12 protein-coding genes, 3 tRNA genes and 1 riboswitch are annotated in these 14,762 nt (G+C 61.4%); of the genes, 1 reads left to right on the top strand and 14 read right to left on the bottom strand.

Going from position 1 to position 14,762, the window contains the following annotated elements:
- Nucleotides 1–2: 2 nt before the first annotated feature.
- The 7 genes from V6M90_RS11890 to ltaE form a co-directional block, all read right to left on the bottom strand.
- Nucleotides 3–76: transfer RNA gene (locus V6M90_RS11890), tRNA-Arg, on the bottom strand.
- Between the two features lie 72 nt (nucleotides 77–148).
- Nucleotides 149–225, bottom strand: a tRNA-Arg gene (locus V6M90_RS11885).
- Nucleotides 226–333: 108 nt separating this feature from the next.
- A tRNA-Ser gene (locus tag V6M90_RS11880) sits at nucleotides 334–424 on the bottom strand.
- A 62-nt stretch (nucleotides 425–486) separates the two neighbouring features.
- Nucleotides 487–675 carry a carbon storage regulator CsrA gene (csrA, locus tag V6M90_RS11875; protein ID WP_003175645.1) on the bottom strand — a complete coding sequence of 63 codons (189 nt, stop codon included), beginning with the start codon at nucleotides 673–675 and terminating at the stop codon, nucleotides 487–489.
- Between the two features lie 173 nt (nucleotides 676–848).
- Nucleotides 849–2,090, bottom strand: coding sequence for an aspartate kinase (locus V6M90_RS11870; protein WP_003175646.1), 1,242 nt, complete (start codon nucleotides 2,088–2,090; stop codon nucleotides 849–851).
- Nucleotides 2,091–2,184: 94 nt separating this feature from the next.
- Nucleotides 2,185–4,803, bottom strand: coding sequence for an alanine--tRNA ligase (gene alaS, locus V6M90_RS11865; protein ID WP_003175647.1), 2,619 nt, complete (start codon nucleotides 4,801–4,803; stop codon nucleotides 2,185–2,187).
- Nucleotides 4,804–4,949: 146 nt separating this feature from the next.
- Entirely contained in the window at nucleotides 4,950–5,954 is a 1,005-nt protein-coding gene (gene ltaE, locus V6M90_RS11860; protein WP_042945165.1) for a low-specificity L-threonine aldolase, read from the bottom strand.
- Between the two features lie 190 nt (nucleotides 5,955–6,144).
- Nucleotides 6,145–6,314: riboswitch (FMN riboswitch) on the top strand.
- Between the two features lie 97 nt (nucleotides 6,315–6,411).
- Here ltaE and V6M90_RS11855 point away from each other — a divergent pair.
- Nucleotides 6,412–6,921 (top strand): 6,7-dimethyl-8-ribityllumazine synthase, encoded by a 510-nt coding sequence (locus V6M90_RS11855; RefSeq protein WP_003175649.1) that lies wholly within the window; start codon nucleotides 6,412–6,414, stop codon nucleotides 6,919–6,921.
- Nucleotides 6,922–6,992: 71 nt separating this feature from the next.
- Here the strand turns inward: V6M90_RS11855 and astE are convergent, their stop codons facing one another.
- From astE to V6M90_RS11820, 7 genes are all read right to left on the bottom strand, one after another.
- Nucleotides 6,993–7,997: a succinylglutamate desuccinylase gene (astE, locus tag V6M90_RS11850; protein WP_003175650.1), complete on the bottom strand. Its 1,005-nt coding sequence runs from the start codon at nucleotides 7,995–7,997 to the stop codon at nucleotides 6,993–6,995.
- Between the two features lie 11 nt (nucleotides 7,998–8,008).
- Nucleotides 8,009–8,296, bottom strand: a complete 288-nt coding sequence (locus V6M90_RS11845) for a hypothetical protein (RefSeq protein WP_003175651.1) — start codon at nucleotides 8,294–8,296, stop codon at nucleotides 8,009–8,011.
- Nucleotides 8,297–8,322: 26 nt separating this feature from the next.
- Entirely contained in the window at nucleotides 8,323–9,669 is a 1,347-nt protein-coding gene (gene astB / locus V6M90_RS11840) for an N-succinylarginine dihydrolase (protein ID WP_003175652.1), read from the bottom strand.
- 108 nt (nucleotides 9,670–9,777) lie between these two features.
- Nucleotides 9,778–11,247 carry a succinylglutamate-semialdehyde dehydrogenase gene (gene astD / locus V6M90_RS11835; RefSeq protein WP_332846511.1) on the bottom strand — a complete coding sequence of 490 codons (1,470 nt, stop codon included), beginning with the start codon at nucleotides 11,245–11,247 and terminating at the stop codon, nucleotides 9,778–9,780.
- A complete protein-coding gene (gene astA / locus V6M90_RS11830) occupies nucleotides 11,244–12,269 on the bottom strand; it encodes an arginine N-succinyltransferase (RefSeq protein ID WP_332846506.1) in 1,026 nt (341 codons plus the stop codon). The genes astD and astA overlap by 4 nt, the downstream gene beginning before the upstream one ends.
- A gap of 51 nt (nucleotides 12,270–12,320) precedes the next feature.
- Nucleotides 12,321–13,340: an arginine/ornithine succinyltransferase subunit alpha gene (aruF, locus tag V6M90_RS11825; protein ID WP_332846505.1), complete on the bottom strand. Its 1,020-nt coding sequence runs from the start codon at nucleotides 13,338–13,340 to the stop codon at nucleotides 12,321–12,323.
- 198 nt (nucleotides 13,341–13,538) lie between these two features.
- The gene (locus V6M90_RS11820; protein ID WP_003175656.1) at nucleotides 13,539–14,759 is read right to left on the bottom strand and encodes an aspartate aminotransferase family protein; all 1,221 of its coding nucleotides are present in this window, start codon (nucleotides 14,757–14,759) and stop codon (nucleotides 13,539–13,541) included.
- Nucleotides 14,760–14,762: the final 3 nt, after the last annotated feature.

Here is a 14,762-nt window from a genome sequence, read left to right as displayed (position 1 = left end):
GGTGCACTCGACAGGATTCGAACCTGTGACCGCTCGGTTCGTAGCCGAGTACTCTATCCAGCTGAGCTACGAGTGCAGAGTGTGTTTTTAGACCAGATCACAACTGGTTGAAGCCAAGCTAACTGCATTGCTGCAACCAACTCTTAAATGGTGCACTCGACAGGATTCGAACCTGTGACCGCTCGGTTCGTAGCCGAGTACTCTATCCAGCTGAGCTACGAGTGCATTTGTTGCCGCGCATTATAGGCCGTTCAATCTCTATGTAAAGCTATTTTTTCGTTTAATTTCAACCACTTAACGAAAAAACCAGATTGCAACGTACTAAGCAAATAATGGCGGAGAACGGGGGATTCGAACCCCCGACACCCTTTTGAGGTGTACTCCCTTAGCAGGGGAGCGCCTTCGGCCACTCGGCCAGCTCTCCGCAACACGGGGCGTATATTAACCACGTTCATCCCCGTTTGCAAACATAAAAAACGATAAAAATTAAAGGCTTGGTTCTTCGTCCTTCTCTTTCTTGATCCGCAGGTAGATTTCCTCGCGATGGACCGCTACCTCTTTCGGAGCGTTAACCCCGATACGTACTTGATTGCCTTTGACGCCGAGCACGGTCACGGTGATTTCGCCATCACCGATAATCAGGCTTTCTGCGCACCGACGAGTCAGAATCAGCATACCTTTCTCCTCACGCATTTCATTCAGGAACAACAGTCTGCAAAAAAAGGCGTTCGACCCGCGACCGGATGGTCACCGTCCTAACCCCCTAAGTATTGTCGAGCGCACGTAAAAGACCATGCGCCCTACAAAAAAAGCAAAGGCGCGGTAGACCGCGCCTTCCTGGCATTACGTCACTCGCCCTGTCGGGCCGGAGCGTCCAGCTCAAAAGCGGTGTGCAGCGCGCGTACAGCCAGCTCCAGGTACTTTTCTTCGATCACCACCGAGACTTTGATTTCCGAGGTGGAGATCATCTGGATGTTGATACTTTCCTTGGCCAGAGCTCCAAACATACGGCTGGCAACGCCGGCATGGGAACGCATACCCACACCCACGATCGAGACCTTGGCTATCTTGGTATCGCCGATCACTTCACGGGCGCCAATCTCGCTCGCGGTGTTCTGCAGGATTTTCAACGCCGCATCGTATTCGTTGCGGTGCACGGTGAAGGTGAAGTCGGTGGTGTTATCGTGCGAGACGTTCTGCACGATCATGTCGACTTCGACATTCGCATCGCTGACAGGGCCCAGAATCTTGAACGCGACGCCCGGGGTGTCTGGCACGCCACGGATAGTCAGCTTGGCTTCATCGCGGTTGAAAGCGATGCCGGAAATGATCGGCTGTTCCATGGATTCCTCTTCATCAATAGTAATGAGGGTGCCCGGCCCCTCTTTGAAGCTGTGCAATACGCGCAGCGGAACGTTGTACTTGCCGGCGAACTCCACCGCACGAATCTGCAATACCTTGGAACCGAGGCTGGCCATTTCCAGCATCTCTTCAAAGGTAATCTTGTCCAGGCGCTGGGCCACGGGCACGACGCGAGGATCGGTGGTGTAGACGCCGTCCACATCGGTATAGATCTGGCATTCGTCAGCCTTGAGCGCTGCCGCCAGGGCCACGCCGGTGGTGTCCGAACCGCCACGCCCGAGGGTGGTGATGTTGCCCTGCTCGTCCACACCCTGGAAACCCGCTACAACTACCACGCGACCGGCTTGCAGATCAGTGCGAATTTTCTGATCGTCGATCTGCAGGATGCGCGCCTTGGTATGTGCGCTGTCGGTGAGGATGCGCACCTGGCTGCCGGTATACGACACGGCCGGCACGCCACGCTTGTTCAACGCCATGGCCAGCAACGCGATGGTCACTTGCTCGCCGGTGGACACGATCACATCCAGCTCACGCGGCAGCGGTTGCTGGTCGCCGCTGATGGCCTTGGCCAGATCGATCAGGCGATTGGTCTCGCCGCTCATGGCCGACAGCACCACGACCAGGTCATCGCCGGCATCGCGGAATTTCTTAACCTTGTCGGCCACCTGCTCGATTCTTTCGACAGAGCCGACCGAGGTGCCTCCAAATTTCTGTACGATCAAAGCCATTTCCAAGCCGCCTCAGCCCGTAAAGGGGCGCCTAATATCCAATCAACCCACACTGAACAGCCCGCGACTGAATCACGGGCCGGTTAACAGTGCCTTAAATACCTGCCTCGACAAACGGCACGGTCAGGGCCAGGGCCGCATCCAGGGCACCGGCGTCCACACCACCGCCTTGCGCCATGTCCGGACGACCACCGCCCTTCCCGCCCACTGCCGCAGCGGCTTGCTTCATCAAATCACCGGCCTTGAGTTGGCCAGTCAGGTCTTTGGTTACACCGGCAACCAGCACGACCTTATCCTCATGGACACTGCCGAGCAGGATCACTGCGCGGCCGAGCTTGTTCTTCAACTGATCGACCAGGGCCAACAACGCCTTGCCATCCTGACCGTCCAGGCGTGCCGCCAGGACTTTCACATCCTTGACGTCCACCGCCGAAGCCGACAGGTCGTCGCCCGCCGCGCTGGCGGCCTTGGCCTGCAGTTGCTCCAGCTGTTTCTCCAGCGCACGGTTGCGCTCCAGCACAGCGGACAGCTTGTCGATCAGGTTGTCACGGCTGCCCTTGACCAGGCTGGCCGCTTCCTTGAGTTGCTCTTCGGCCGCATTGAGGTACGCCAGCGCCGCAGCGCCGGTGACCGCTTCAATACGACGCACACCCGACGCCACGCCGCTTTCGCTGATGATTTTCAGCAAGGCGATGTCGCCGGTACGGTTGGCGTGGATACCGCCGCACAGTTCTACCGAGAAATCGCCGCCCATGCTCAGTACGCGCACGCTGTCGCCGTACTTCTCGCCAAACAGCGCCATGGCGCCCTTGGCCTTGGCGGTCTCGATGTCGGTCTCTTCGGTTTGCACGGCGGTGTTCTTGCGAATCTCGGCGTTGACGATATCTTCCAGGGCCTTGATCTGCGCGGGCGGGATCGCTTCAAAGTGGCTGAAGTCGAAACGCAGGCGCTGGCTGTCGACCAACGAACCTTTCTGCTGAACGTGGTCGCCCAATACCTGGCGCAGCGCGGCGTGCAGCAAGTGCGTCGCCGAGTGGTTCAGCGCAGTGGCGTGGCGTACGTCGGCATCGACCTGGGTGTCGACCGGCGCACCAATGGTCAGGTTGCCCAGCACCAGCACACCGTGATGCAGGAACGCACCGCCGGTCTTGGTGGTGTCGCGCACTTCAAAACGACCGGACGTCGAACTCAGGAAACCACAGTCACCGACCTGGCCACCGGACTCGGCGTAGAACGGGGTCTGGTTCAGCACCACAACGGCTTCGTCACCTTCGTTCAACACATCGACCGACTTGCCATCTTTATAAAGGGCCACGATCTTGGCCGAGCCCACGGTCGCCTTGTAGCCGGTGAACTCGGTGGCCACGTCGACCTTGACCAGGGTGTTGTAGTCCAGGCCAAAAGAGCTGGCCGAACGCGCACGCACGCGCTGGGCTTCCATTTCCCGCTCGAAACCGGCCTCATCGATGGTCAGCTCGCGCTCACGGGCGATGTCGGCGGTCAGGTCCATCGGGAAACCGTAGGTGTCATAGAGCTTGAACACCACGTCGCCCGGCACCACGGTGCCTTTGAGCTCGGCCAGGTCCTGTTCCAGAATTTTCAGGCCGTGTTCCAGGGTCTTGGAGAACTGTTCCTCCTCAGCCTTGAGCACGCGCTCGATATTGCCCTGCTGCTGCTTGAGTTCCGGGAAGGCATCGCCCATCTCGGCCACCAGCGCGGCCACGATCTTGTAGAAGAAGCTGCCGGTAGCGCCCAGCTTGTTGCCGTGGCGGCAGGCGCGACGGATGATGCGGCGCAGCACATAGCCACGGCCTTCGTTGGACGGCAGCACGCCGTCGGCGATCAGGAAGCCGCAGGAGCGGATGTGGTCCGACACCACCTTGAGCGAGGACTGGCTTTCATTGGCGCAACCAATGGCCGCCGCCGAGGCGCTCAACAGGTTGGTGAACAGGTCGATTTCATAGTTGGAGTGAACGTGCTGCATCACCGCACTGATCCGTTCCAGGCCCATGCCGGTGTCGACCGACGGCGCCGGCAACGGATGCAACACGCCGTCGGCGGTGCGGTTGAACTGCATGAACACGTTGTTCCAGATCTCGATGTAACGGTCACCGTCTTCTTCCGGCGAGCCCGGTGGGCCGCCCCAGATGTCGGCGCCGTGATCGTAGAAAATCTCGGTGCAGGGCCCGCACGGGCCGGTATCGCCCATGGTCCAGAAGTTATCGGAGGCGTACGGCGCGCCCTTGTTGTCGCCGATGCGGATCATGCGCTCGACGGGCACGCCGATTTGCTGGGTCCAGATGTCATAGGCTTCGTCGTCCGTGGCGTACACGGTGACCCAGAGCTTTTCCTTGGGCAGCTTCAACACGCCGGTCAGGAAGGTCCAGGCGAAGGTAATCGCGTCTTTCTTGAAATAATCACCGAAGCTGAAGTTGCCCAGCATTTCGAAGAATGTGTGGTGGCGAGCGGTGTAACCGACGTTTTCCAGGTCACTGTTCTTGCCGCCGGCGCGTACGCACTTCTGGCTGCTGGTGGCGCGGGTGTAAGCGCGCTTTTCCTGGCCCAGGAAGCAGTCCTTGAACTGGTTCATCCCCGCGTTGGTGAACAGCAGGGTGGGGTCATTGCCTGGGATCAAGGAGCTGGAGGAGACACGGGTGTGACCTTGCTCTTCGAAGAAGCGAAGGAAGGCTTCACGGATTTCTGCGCTTTTCATTAGGTTCTTCCACGGAGGCTGCGGCCAAAGGCCAGTGCGCAACATCATCAGACGGAGCGACGGCAAAAGGCCGCATTATATCGGCCCTTTGCCGGTGGTACAGCGTGTTTATGCGATAGAGCAGTTCAATTAGACGGTCTGCAGGCTCATTTGCGCGAAAAATCGACGAACGCCTTGAGCACCTGCTCCATCTGCGCCCGGCTGACATCCAGATGAGTGACCATACGCAGGCGTGGCGCGACGCTCAACTTGATCGCGCGTTCGTCGGCAAAGGCCTTCAACGCCTGGGCCTGGTCGCCGATCTGCACGTAGACCATATTGGTCTGCACCGGCTCCACGTCGTAACCGGCCTTGCGCAGTTCATCCCCCAGCCACTGGGCGTTGGCATGGTCGTCGGCCAGGCGCCGCACCTGGTGATCCAGGGCATACAGCCCCGCCGCCGCCAGGGAGCCAGCCTGGCGCATGCCGCCGCCGACCATCTTGCGCAACCGGCGAGCCTTGGCGATCAGCGCCGTGGAGCCGCACAGCACCGAACCAATCGGCGCACCGAGGCCCTTGGACAGGCACACCGACACCGAATCGAAATGCCGGGCAATCTCCCGCGCGTCGACCCCAAGCTTGACCGCGGCGTTGTAGAGGCGCGCGCCATCCAAATGCAGGGCCAGGTCGTGCTCACGGGTGAAGGCGCGCGCCCTGGCCAGGTACTCCAACGGCAACACCTTGCCCTGCATGGTGTTTTCCAGGGCCAGCAGGCGGGTGCGGGCGAAGTGGAAATCGTCGGGCTTGATGGCGTCCAACACTTGACTCAGGTCCAGAGAGCCGTCCGCCTGCACCTCCAGCGGCTGTGGCTGGATAGAGCCCAGCACCGCTGCGCCACCGCCTTCGTATTTGTAGGTGTGGGCCTGCTGACCGACGATGTATTCCTCGCCGCGCTCGCAGTGGGCCATCAACGCCAGCAGGTTGCTCATGGTGCCGGTGGGCACGAACAGCGCCGCCGCAAACCCCAGGCGCTTGGCCAGTTCGGCTTCCAACAGATTGACGCTGGGGTCTTCACCGTAGACGTCGTCGCCGCTGACGGCACTGGCCATCGCATCACGCATGCCGGCGGTGGGTTGGGTCACGGTGTCGCTGCGCAGGTCTATCACAGTCATCAAACTGGCCTCTGAGGGGGTGGGCATGCTGTCGTAGTGATGATTACTGCGGGCAACGCCACGGAATATCAAGCCCCGTATGCATTCAATCGAATACCAACCAAACAAACCGATATAGGGTATCGATACGGCGCTCGTGCAGTTTTTGAAAAACCATGTTAAAAACTCTCCGCCGCCAGGGTTCTGGTGGCAACGTTCTCAGGGCGGGGTGCAATTCCCCACCGGCGGTAATTACACGCAATGTGTATAGCCCGCGAGCGCTTGGCGTCTTGAACTGCTCACGCAGGACGACGACAAGGTCAGCAGACCCGGTGTGATCCCGGGGCCGACGGTCATAGTCCGGATGAAGAGAGAACGGGATTGGCACCTAAGGGCCGCGCGCCTGTTTGCGCACGCGTACCCTTAAATCCCATTCGATTCATAACGCCCTGTTTTTTTCTTAAACAGGAGTCAGAACATGCAACCCACCGCTATCGACAGCAAAAGCAAAAACCATCACGGCGAGCGCGTCGCGTTTATCCAGGCCTGCTGGCACAAGGATATTGTCGACCAATCGCGCAAAGGCTTCCTCGCCGAAATGCTCGTCCAGGGCTACCAGGAATCGGACATCGACTTCTTCGAAGTCGGCGGCGCCTTTGAAATGCCCCTGCACGCCAAACTGCTGGCCAAGACCGGCCGCTACGCCGGTATCGTGGCTGCCGCGCTGGTGGTGGACGGCGGCATCTACCGTCACGAGTTCGTCGCCCAATCGGTGGTCAGCGGCCTGATGCAGGTGCAGCTGGAAACGGAAGTGCCGGTGTTCTCGGTATCGCTGACCCCACATCACTTCCATGCGGGCAGCGAGCACCATGCGTTCTTCCACGATCACTTCGTGCACAAGGGCCAGGAAGCGGCGCGCACCTGCGCCGACACCCTGCACAAGGTACGCGCGATCCGTCGCAGCGAGCCGCGTGCGGTAGCGGTCTAAGCAACACTGCAAAACCAATGTGGGAAGGGGCTTGCCCCTTCCCACATTTGGATCTCACCAGACCTCAGGAACTATGCCAATCCGGCATCCGTGGTCGGCACGATCAATATCCCCGCGCGCAAGCCGTTCTTGACCTTCGGGTTGGGGAAGATGATGCGTGCGCCCTCCTCCTCGATCACCCAGCGCGTCTTGGCCACGTCTTCGGCCAGCAAATAACCTTTTTCCAATTCCGAAAAGTTTTCCACGTCTGCCGGCAGGTGCAACAGGAACGCGTCGCTGTGTTTGATCACTTCGCGGGCAACGGCGAACAGTTGCAGGCCGTCGAGGTTGTCAGTCTCGGGCTCGGTGCCTTCGATGATCTGCTGCAGGCGTAGCTCCAGGCGCGAAACGTTCACCCCCTGGTTTTGCCCGAACGGCCGCGCCTTGCCCAGTTCCAGGGTGAAGGCCTCGGCGTCCAGCTGCTCGTAGGTAAAGGCCGAGAAGGTGATCGAGGCCTTGTTCTGCATCAGCACCGCCTCCATGCCGGCCGCGCGCAGGCGCGCAAGCTCACGCCGCGAGTGCTGGCGCCCGTCCTTCCACGGGTACAGCGCAAACTGCTCGATCTTCGAACCACGAATGGCGGTGTGCAGGTCGTAATGCAGGCGCGAGCGACCCGGCTGGCTGAAAAAGCTGCGCGCCAGCTGTTCAAGCTCGGCGGCGCGCATGGCTTCGGGGCCGATGTTGCTTTCATGCCGGCCGTTGAACAGCCGGTTGACGTCCAGTTCGAGGTAACGCTCACCGCGGCGCATGGCCTCGGGGTTACCGAACAGAAACAGAATACGGGTACGGGGCTTGATCTCCCCGCGGGCGATGCCATGCAACAGGCGGTCGAGCAGTTCGATCGGCGCGGTTTCGTTGCCATGGATGCCGGACGACAGCAGCAGGTCGCAGCCGTTGTCCCGAGCCTGCGGCGGGCGCACTTCGAGCGCGCCCTCGCTGAGCCAGCGCATCTGCACGCCGTCGACAGTCAGTTGAATTTTTTGCGCCGGTTCGCGACCGGCGAGGGTCAGTTCAAGCAGTTTGCCGAGGGCGAGCATACGCAGCTTCCTTAGTGGTTGCAGCCTGGGCCGTGGACGTGATCGTCGTCATCACCTTCGACGTCGGCCGGTTCCATTTCCAGTTGCAGGCTCATCAGGTTGGTGGCCAGCGGGCGCATCAGCAGGTTGGCGTACTCGGCGTCGCCTTCTTCCACGTCCACGCCGATCAGCAGTTGCCCACGGCCGTCGTGCTGGATCCAGATCTCCTTGCCCTGCCAGACCACGGCAACGCGGGTGCAGGAGGTTTCCAGCTGGGTGCCGTCGGTGTCTTCAAGGATCAGTTTCAGGGTATCGGTCATAAATAAAATGTCTCAGCCGTGCGGCGTTAATTGATCTGGAACGGATAAACCGAGCCCAGTTTAAGGATTTGCGTCAGTTCATCCAATGCCGTGCGGCACTCAAGCAGCAATTGCGGGTCAGCCAGGTCGGTTTCGCGCAGGCTGTCACGATAGTGCTTGTCGACCCACTGGGTCAGCGTGTCATACAACGGCGCGGTCATGATAACCCCTGGGTTCACCGCCGCCAGCTCGGTTTCGTTCAGCGCCACACGCAAACGCAGGCATGCCGGGCCACCGCCGTTCTGCATGCTTTGCTTGAGATCGAACACCTTCACTTCGCGGATCAGCCCACCGGAGGCGGTGAGGCCTTGCAAGTAGCGCCACACGCGTTCGTTGGCGCGGCACTCCTCGGGCACGATCAGCAACATCGAGCCGTCAGGGCGGGTCAGCAACTGGCTGTTGAACAGGTAGGAGCGCACCGCGTCCTCGACGCTGACCTGGGCACGAGGCACGCACACCGATTGGAAGTTGCCACCCAGCGCGCCCAATTTGCCGTGCAGCTCGGCGAGCATCTGTTCGGTGTTGAGGAACGCATCCTCGTGATAGAACAGCACTTCGCCATTGCCCACCGCGATCACGTCGTTGTGGAACACACCGGCATCGATCACGGCCGGGTTCTGCTGGGCGTAGACCACGCCACCCTCCTTCAGGCCATGCAGGCGCGCAACGGCCTGGGAGGCTTCGAGGGTCTGGCGCGCCGGGTATTTCTGCGGCGCGGGGTAACGCGGGTCGAAGGCGCTGCGCCCGAACACGAAAAACTCCACGCCCGCCTCGCCATATTCACGGCAGAAACGCGTGTGGTTGGCGGCGCCTTCGTCACCGAACTGCGCCACCGCCGGCAATGCGGCGTGGTGGGCGAAGTGCTTGCCATCGGCAAACATCGCCCCCAGCACACGGCTGGTGGTCGGGTGTTCGATGCTGCGGTGGTATTTGCAGTTAAGGTTGGCGGCCGTGAAATGCACGCGACCGTCAGCCGTGTCGGCACTGGGGCTGACGGTGGCGGCGTTGGCCACCCACATGCTCGACGCCGAGCAGCTCGCGACCAATAACGGCATGGCCTGCCTGGCCGCCTGCTCGATCACCTGGGCATCGGTACCGCTGAAACCCAGGCCGCGCAAGGCCGCCACGTCCGGGCGTTCCTGAGGAGCGAGCACGCCTTGCACAAAGCCCATGTCCATCAGGGCCTTCATTTTCTGCAGGCCCTGCAACGCCGCTTCCCTGGGGTTGGAATGTTGCTGGCTGTTGCTCTGGGACGCGACGTTGCCGAAGGACAAACCGCCGTAGTTATGGGTCGGCCCCACTAGACCGTCAAAATTGACTTCATAGGATTTCATCGGCGAGGCTCCACGAACATCTGTTTTTATAGGTTTCAAATTACTTGAATACACCACAAATCAATGTGGGAGGGGCGGTGCGACGATTCGACTTGCTCCCTCCCACATTTAGGCCAGCGTAATACCGGGGGTTAGCGTGGCGGGGACTACCAAACTCGGGGTCTCCAGCGACGCCACCGGGTACGCGCAATAATCCGCCGCGTAGTAGGCACTGGCGCGATGGTTGCCCGAGGCCCCGACCCCACCGAACGGCGCGGTGCTGGCGGCGCCGGTCAGTTGTTTGTTCCAGTTGACGATGCCGGCGCGGCTTTGCAGCCAGAACTGCTGGTAACGCGCTTCGGAGTCCGACAGCAAACCGGCAGCCAACCCATACTGGGTGTTGTTGGCCTCGGCAATCGCCGCTTCGAAATCAGCGTAGCGAATCACCTGCAGCAGCGGGCCGAACAGTTCCTCGTCTTCACGCTCGGCCACGCCGGTGACGTCGATGATGCCTGGGGTCAGCAAGGCGGCCTGATCCTGGGGCTGGGTCATTTCCAGCAACGCCACGGCGCCGTTGGCCAGCATCAATTCCTGGGCTTGCATCAAGGCTTTCGCCGCACCGAGGGAAATCACCGAGCCCATGAACGGCGCCGGTTGTTGATCGAATGCGCCTACCTCAATCGTGGCGCTGACCGCCACCAGGCGCGCCAGCAATGCATCGCCCCAGGCGCCTTGCGGCACCAGCAGGCGGCGGGCGCAGGTGCAACGCTGGCCGGCCGAGATAAACGCCGACTGGATAATGGTGTAGACCGCCGCATCCACGTCGGCCACTTCATCCACCACCAGCGGGTTGTTACCGCCCATTTCCAGCGCGAGGATCTTGTCCGGGCGCCCGGAGAACTGCTGGTGCAGGTGATTGCCGGTACGGCTGGAACCGGTGAAGAACAAACCGTCGATGCCTGGGTTGGCCGCCAAGGCGATGCCGGTCTCCCGCGCGCCTTGCAGCAGGTTCAACACGCCCGCCGGCAGACCGGCTTCGATCCAGCACTGCACGGTCAGTTCGGCGACCTTGGGGGTCAGCTCGCTCGGCTTGAACAGCACGGTGTTACCCGCCAGCAAGGCCGGGACGATATGCCCGTTGGGCAAGTGCCCAGGGAAGTTGTAAGGACCGAACACCGCCACCACGCCGTGGGGCTTGTGGCGCAATACGGCGGTGGCGTCACCCAGGGGGCCGCTCTTCTCGCCGGTGCGCTCGCGGTAGCTTTGCACCGAGATCGCGATCTTGTTGGCCATGCTGGTGACTTCGGTGGCCGACTCCCACAGCGGTTTACCGGTTTCCTCGCCGATGCAGCGGGCGATTTCATCGGCGCGACTTTTAAGGGTGTTGGCGAAGGCCTCCAGCACGCTGATGCGCTCTTCCAGCGAGCGCCGCGCCCATGCCGGAAACGCCTGGCGCGCCGCCTGCACGGCAGACTCGACCTGCTCGGCGCTGGCGCCATTGCCGGCCCACAGCACTTGTTGGGTCACTGGGTTGCGTGATTCAAACAACTCACCCTGGCCGGCCAGCCAGCTTCCTGCGATATACAGCGAATTCATTATTTCGACTCCCGAGCAGCGGACAACGGTACGGCGCGCACTTGATCACCCACCACCAGTTGCAGGCGCTTGGCGGTCTGTGGATCAACCACCAGGGTGCCCGCGGCCAGGCGGGCCGGCGCGGCGGTGATACGGCAGTCTTCGCGCTTGCGGTTATGGATCAGGAACGGCGTGGTGTCGTCCCCGGGCGTGCCGATGGCCAACACCAACGACTGGCTGTCGCGCACCGCGCGGATCTTGGCGGTTTCACATTCCACCGCCGGGCCGGCGTCGAAGATGTCGACATAGCCCTGATAGCTGAAGCCTTCGCTCTTGAGCATGCTCAGCGCCGGTTCGGTGTCCGGATGCACCTTGCCGATCACGTTGCGCGCATCCTCGGACAGGAAGCAGCTGTACAACGGAAACTTCGGCATCAGCTCGGCAATGAACGCCTTGTTGCCGACGCCGGTGAGGTAGTCGGCCTGGCTGAACTCCATCTTGAAAAAGTGCCGGCCCAGGCTTTCCCAGAACGGCGAACGCCCGGCCTCGTTGGACACGCCGCGCATCTCGGCGATGATCTTGTTGCCGAACAGTTGCGGGAACTCCGCGATAAACAACAGGCGCGCCTTGGCCAGCATGCGGCCGTTGAGGCCGTTGCGGTAATCGGCATGCAGGAACAACGAGCACAACTCGGAATTGCCGGTGAGGTCGTTGGCCAGGAACAGCGTCGGAATCTCGCGATAGATATTCAGCTCCTGGGAGGCGCTGACCGTCAGGCCCACCCGGAAGTTGTACCAGGGCTCGCGCAGGCCCACGGCACCTGCGATGGCGGAAATACCCACCACGCGGCCTTCGTCGTTTTCCAGCACGAACAGATAGTCGGCATCCCCGCGCCCGGCTTCGCCGCGGAAGGTTTTTTCGGCCCAGCCCACGCGGTGGGTCAGGCGCTCTTCGTTGGCCGGCAAGGTGGTCAGGCCGGTGCCGGTGCTGCGCGCCAGATCAATCAGGGCCGGTAAATCGCTGCTGCGTACGGGACGAACGATCATGCTATCTCCTCGAACGGGCCGCTGTTGTCAGCCACCCGCGAAACTCTCTTTTTAAACCGCAACCAGACGCACACTGGCGCCTTCGCCAACACCCAAGGCTTCGGCTGCCGCCAAGTCCAGTGTCACGGGCTTGCCGGGCGCGTAGTCCAGTTCCAGCATCACCGCGCGGTAATCCTGCAACTGCGCATTGCTCACCAGGTACTGGCGGCCGCCCCCCTTGACCATCTCGCCGATCTTCACCGGCACCACGCGGCTCTGAGCGATCGAGCGAATGCCCGAGACGCGCGCATGCAGCGTCGGGCCACCGTCGAAAATGTCGATGTAATGGTCGGTCTCGAAGCCTTCGCGCATCAGGATGTCGAAGGTGATCTGCGCACGCGGGTGCACCTGGCCCATGGCTTCCTGGGCTTCGTCCGGCAGCAACGGCACGTAGATCGGGTAATGCGGCATCAGTTCGGCGAGGAAGGTGCGGCTTTTCAGCCCGCACAGGCGCTCGGCGGCGGCGTAGTTGAGGTCGAAGAAGTTGCGGCCGATGGCGTCCCAGAACGGCGAATCACCGTTCTCGTCGCTGTAGCCGACGATCTCGGTCACTACCGAGTCGGCAAAGCGCTCGGGGTGGCTGGCGACGAACAACAGGCGGCCACGGGAGTTGAGTTCCGACCACGGCGAACCGACCAGCTCGGGCACCACGTAGAAACTGGTGAGCAGGCTGTTACCGGTGAGGTCGTGGCATTGGGAAAGCACGTGGATCTTGTTATGGATCTTCAGCTCGCGGGAGGCGTGCACGAACGTTTCGTTACGAAAGCTGTAGAACGGCTCCGAATAACCGGCCGAGGCGACGATGGCCGAGCAGCCCGCCAACTTGCCGGTCTCGGTGTCTTCGAGCACGAAGAAATAGCTTTCTTCACCGTTGAAACTCACCTCGGCCGCAAAGGACGCTTCGCTGGCGGCGATCTTGTCGCTCAGGCGTTCCACATCGTCCGGCAAGGAGGTGACACCAATCGGGCTGTCTGCAGCCAGACGCTGTACCTCGCCCAGATCAGCCATTTGCGCGGGGCGCATCACCAGCATGGTGTCACTCCTTAACTCGAAAAACTCATAGGAAAAAATACCAGGCACAATCCACAAACCAGTGAGGTCCAGTGTGGGAGGGAGCAAGTCGAATCGTCGCACCGCCCCTCCCACATTTGGATCTTCACCGCTCCAACTGACGGGCCCGGCACAAAAATTCGGGTTCGATGCTCAATCGCTCGGGCATCGAACGGTCCATCATGCTTGCGTCAGTGTTTTTACAGCCCGCTCAAAACGATCCAGGCCTTCGTTGATGTCCGCGTCTTCCACCACCAGGCTCGGCGCGAAACGCACCACGTCCGGGCCGGCTTGCAGGATCATCAGGTTTTCTTTTTCGGCCGCGTTGAACACGTCCTTGGCCTTGCCTTTGAACGCATCGCTCAGCACGCAGCCGATCAACAGGCCCATGCCACGCACTTCGGTGAAGATGCCGTACTGTTTGCCGATCTGTTCCAGGCGCGCCTTGAACTGGTCGTGCTTGGCTTTCACACCGGCCAGCACTTCGGGGGTGTTGATCACATCGATCACGGCTTCAGCCACCGCGCACGCCAGCGGGTTGCCGCCGTAGGTGGTGCCGTGGGTGCCCACCACCAGGTGCTTGGCCAACGCTTCGGTCGTCAGCATCGCGGCGATCGGAAAACCACCGCCCAGGCTCTTGGCGCTGGTGAGGATGTCCGGCGTCACGCCGTAATGCTGGTAGGCAAACAGATGGCCGCTGCGGCCCATGCCGGTCTGCACTTCGTCGAATACCAGCAGCGCGTCGTTGGCGTCGCACAGCTCGCGGGCACCTTGCAGGTAGGCCAGTTCGGCCGGCAGGACACCGCCCTCGCCCTGGATCGGCTCCAGCACGACCGCGCAGGTCTTGTCCGACACGGCGGCTTTGAGCGCAGCCAGATCGTTATACGGCACGTGGGTAATACCGGTAATTTTCGGGCCGAAACCGTCGGAATACTTGGACTGGCCACCGACGTTGACGGTGAACAGGGTGCGGCCGTGGAAGCTGTTCAGTGCAGCGATGATCTCGTACTTTTCAGTGCCGAAACGGTCGAACGCCACGCGACGGGCCAGCTTGAACGCGGCCTCGTTGGCCTCGGCGCCGGAGTTGCAGAAGAACACGCGCTCGGCAAAGGTGGCGTCGATCAGCTTATGGGCCAGGCGCAGGGCCGGCTCATTGGTGAAGACGTTGGAGACGTGCCAGAGCTTGTTGGCCTGTTCGGTCAGTGCACCGACCAGCGCCGGGTGGGCGTGGCCCAGCACGTTGACCGCGATGCCGCCGGCAAAGTCGATCAGCTCGCGACCCGCCTGGTCCCACACGCGGGACCCTGCGCCACGCACAGGAATGAACGCGGCAGGGGCGTAGTTGGGAACCATGACCTGGTCGAAATCGGCACGTTGCACCGGGGCTTGCTCAACGGACATCGG

This window comes from Pseudomonas lactucae (assembly GCF_036688725.1).
Classification (GTDB): domain Bacteria; phylum Pseudomonadota; class Gammaproteobacteria; order Pseudomonadales; family Pseudomonadaceae; genus Aquipseudomonas; species Aquipseudomonas lactucae.
Note: the sequence above shows the minus strand (reverse complement) of the source record. Positions and strands in the feature narration are given on the sequence as shown.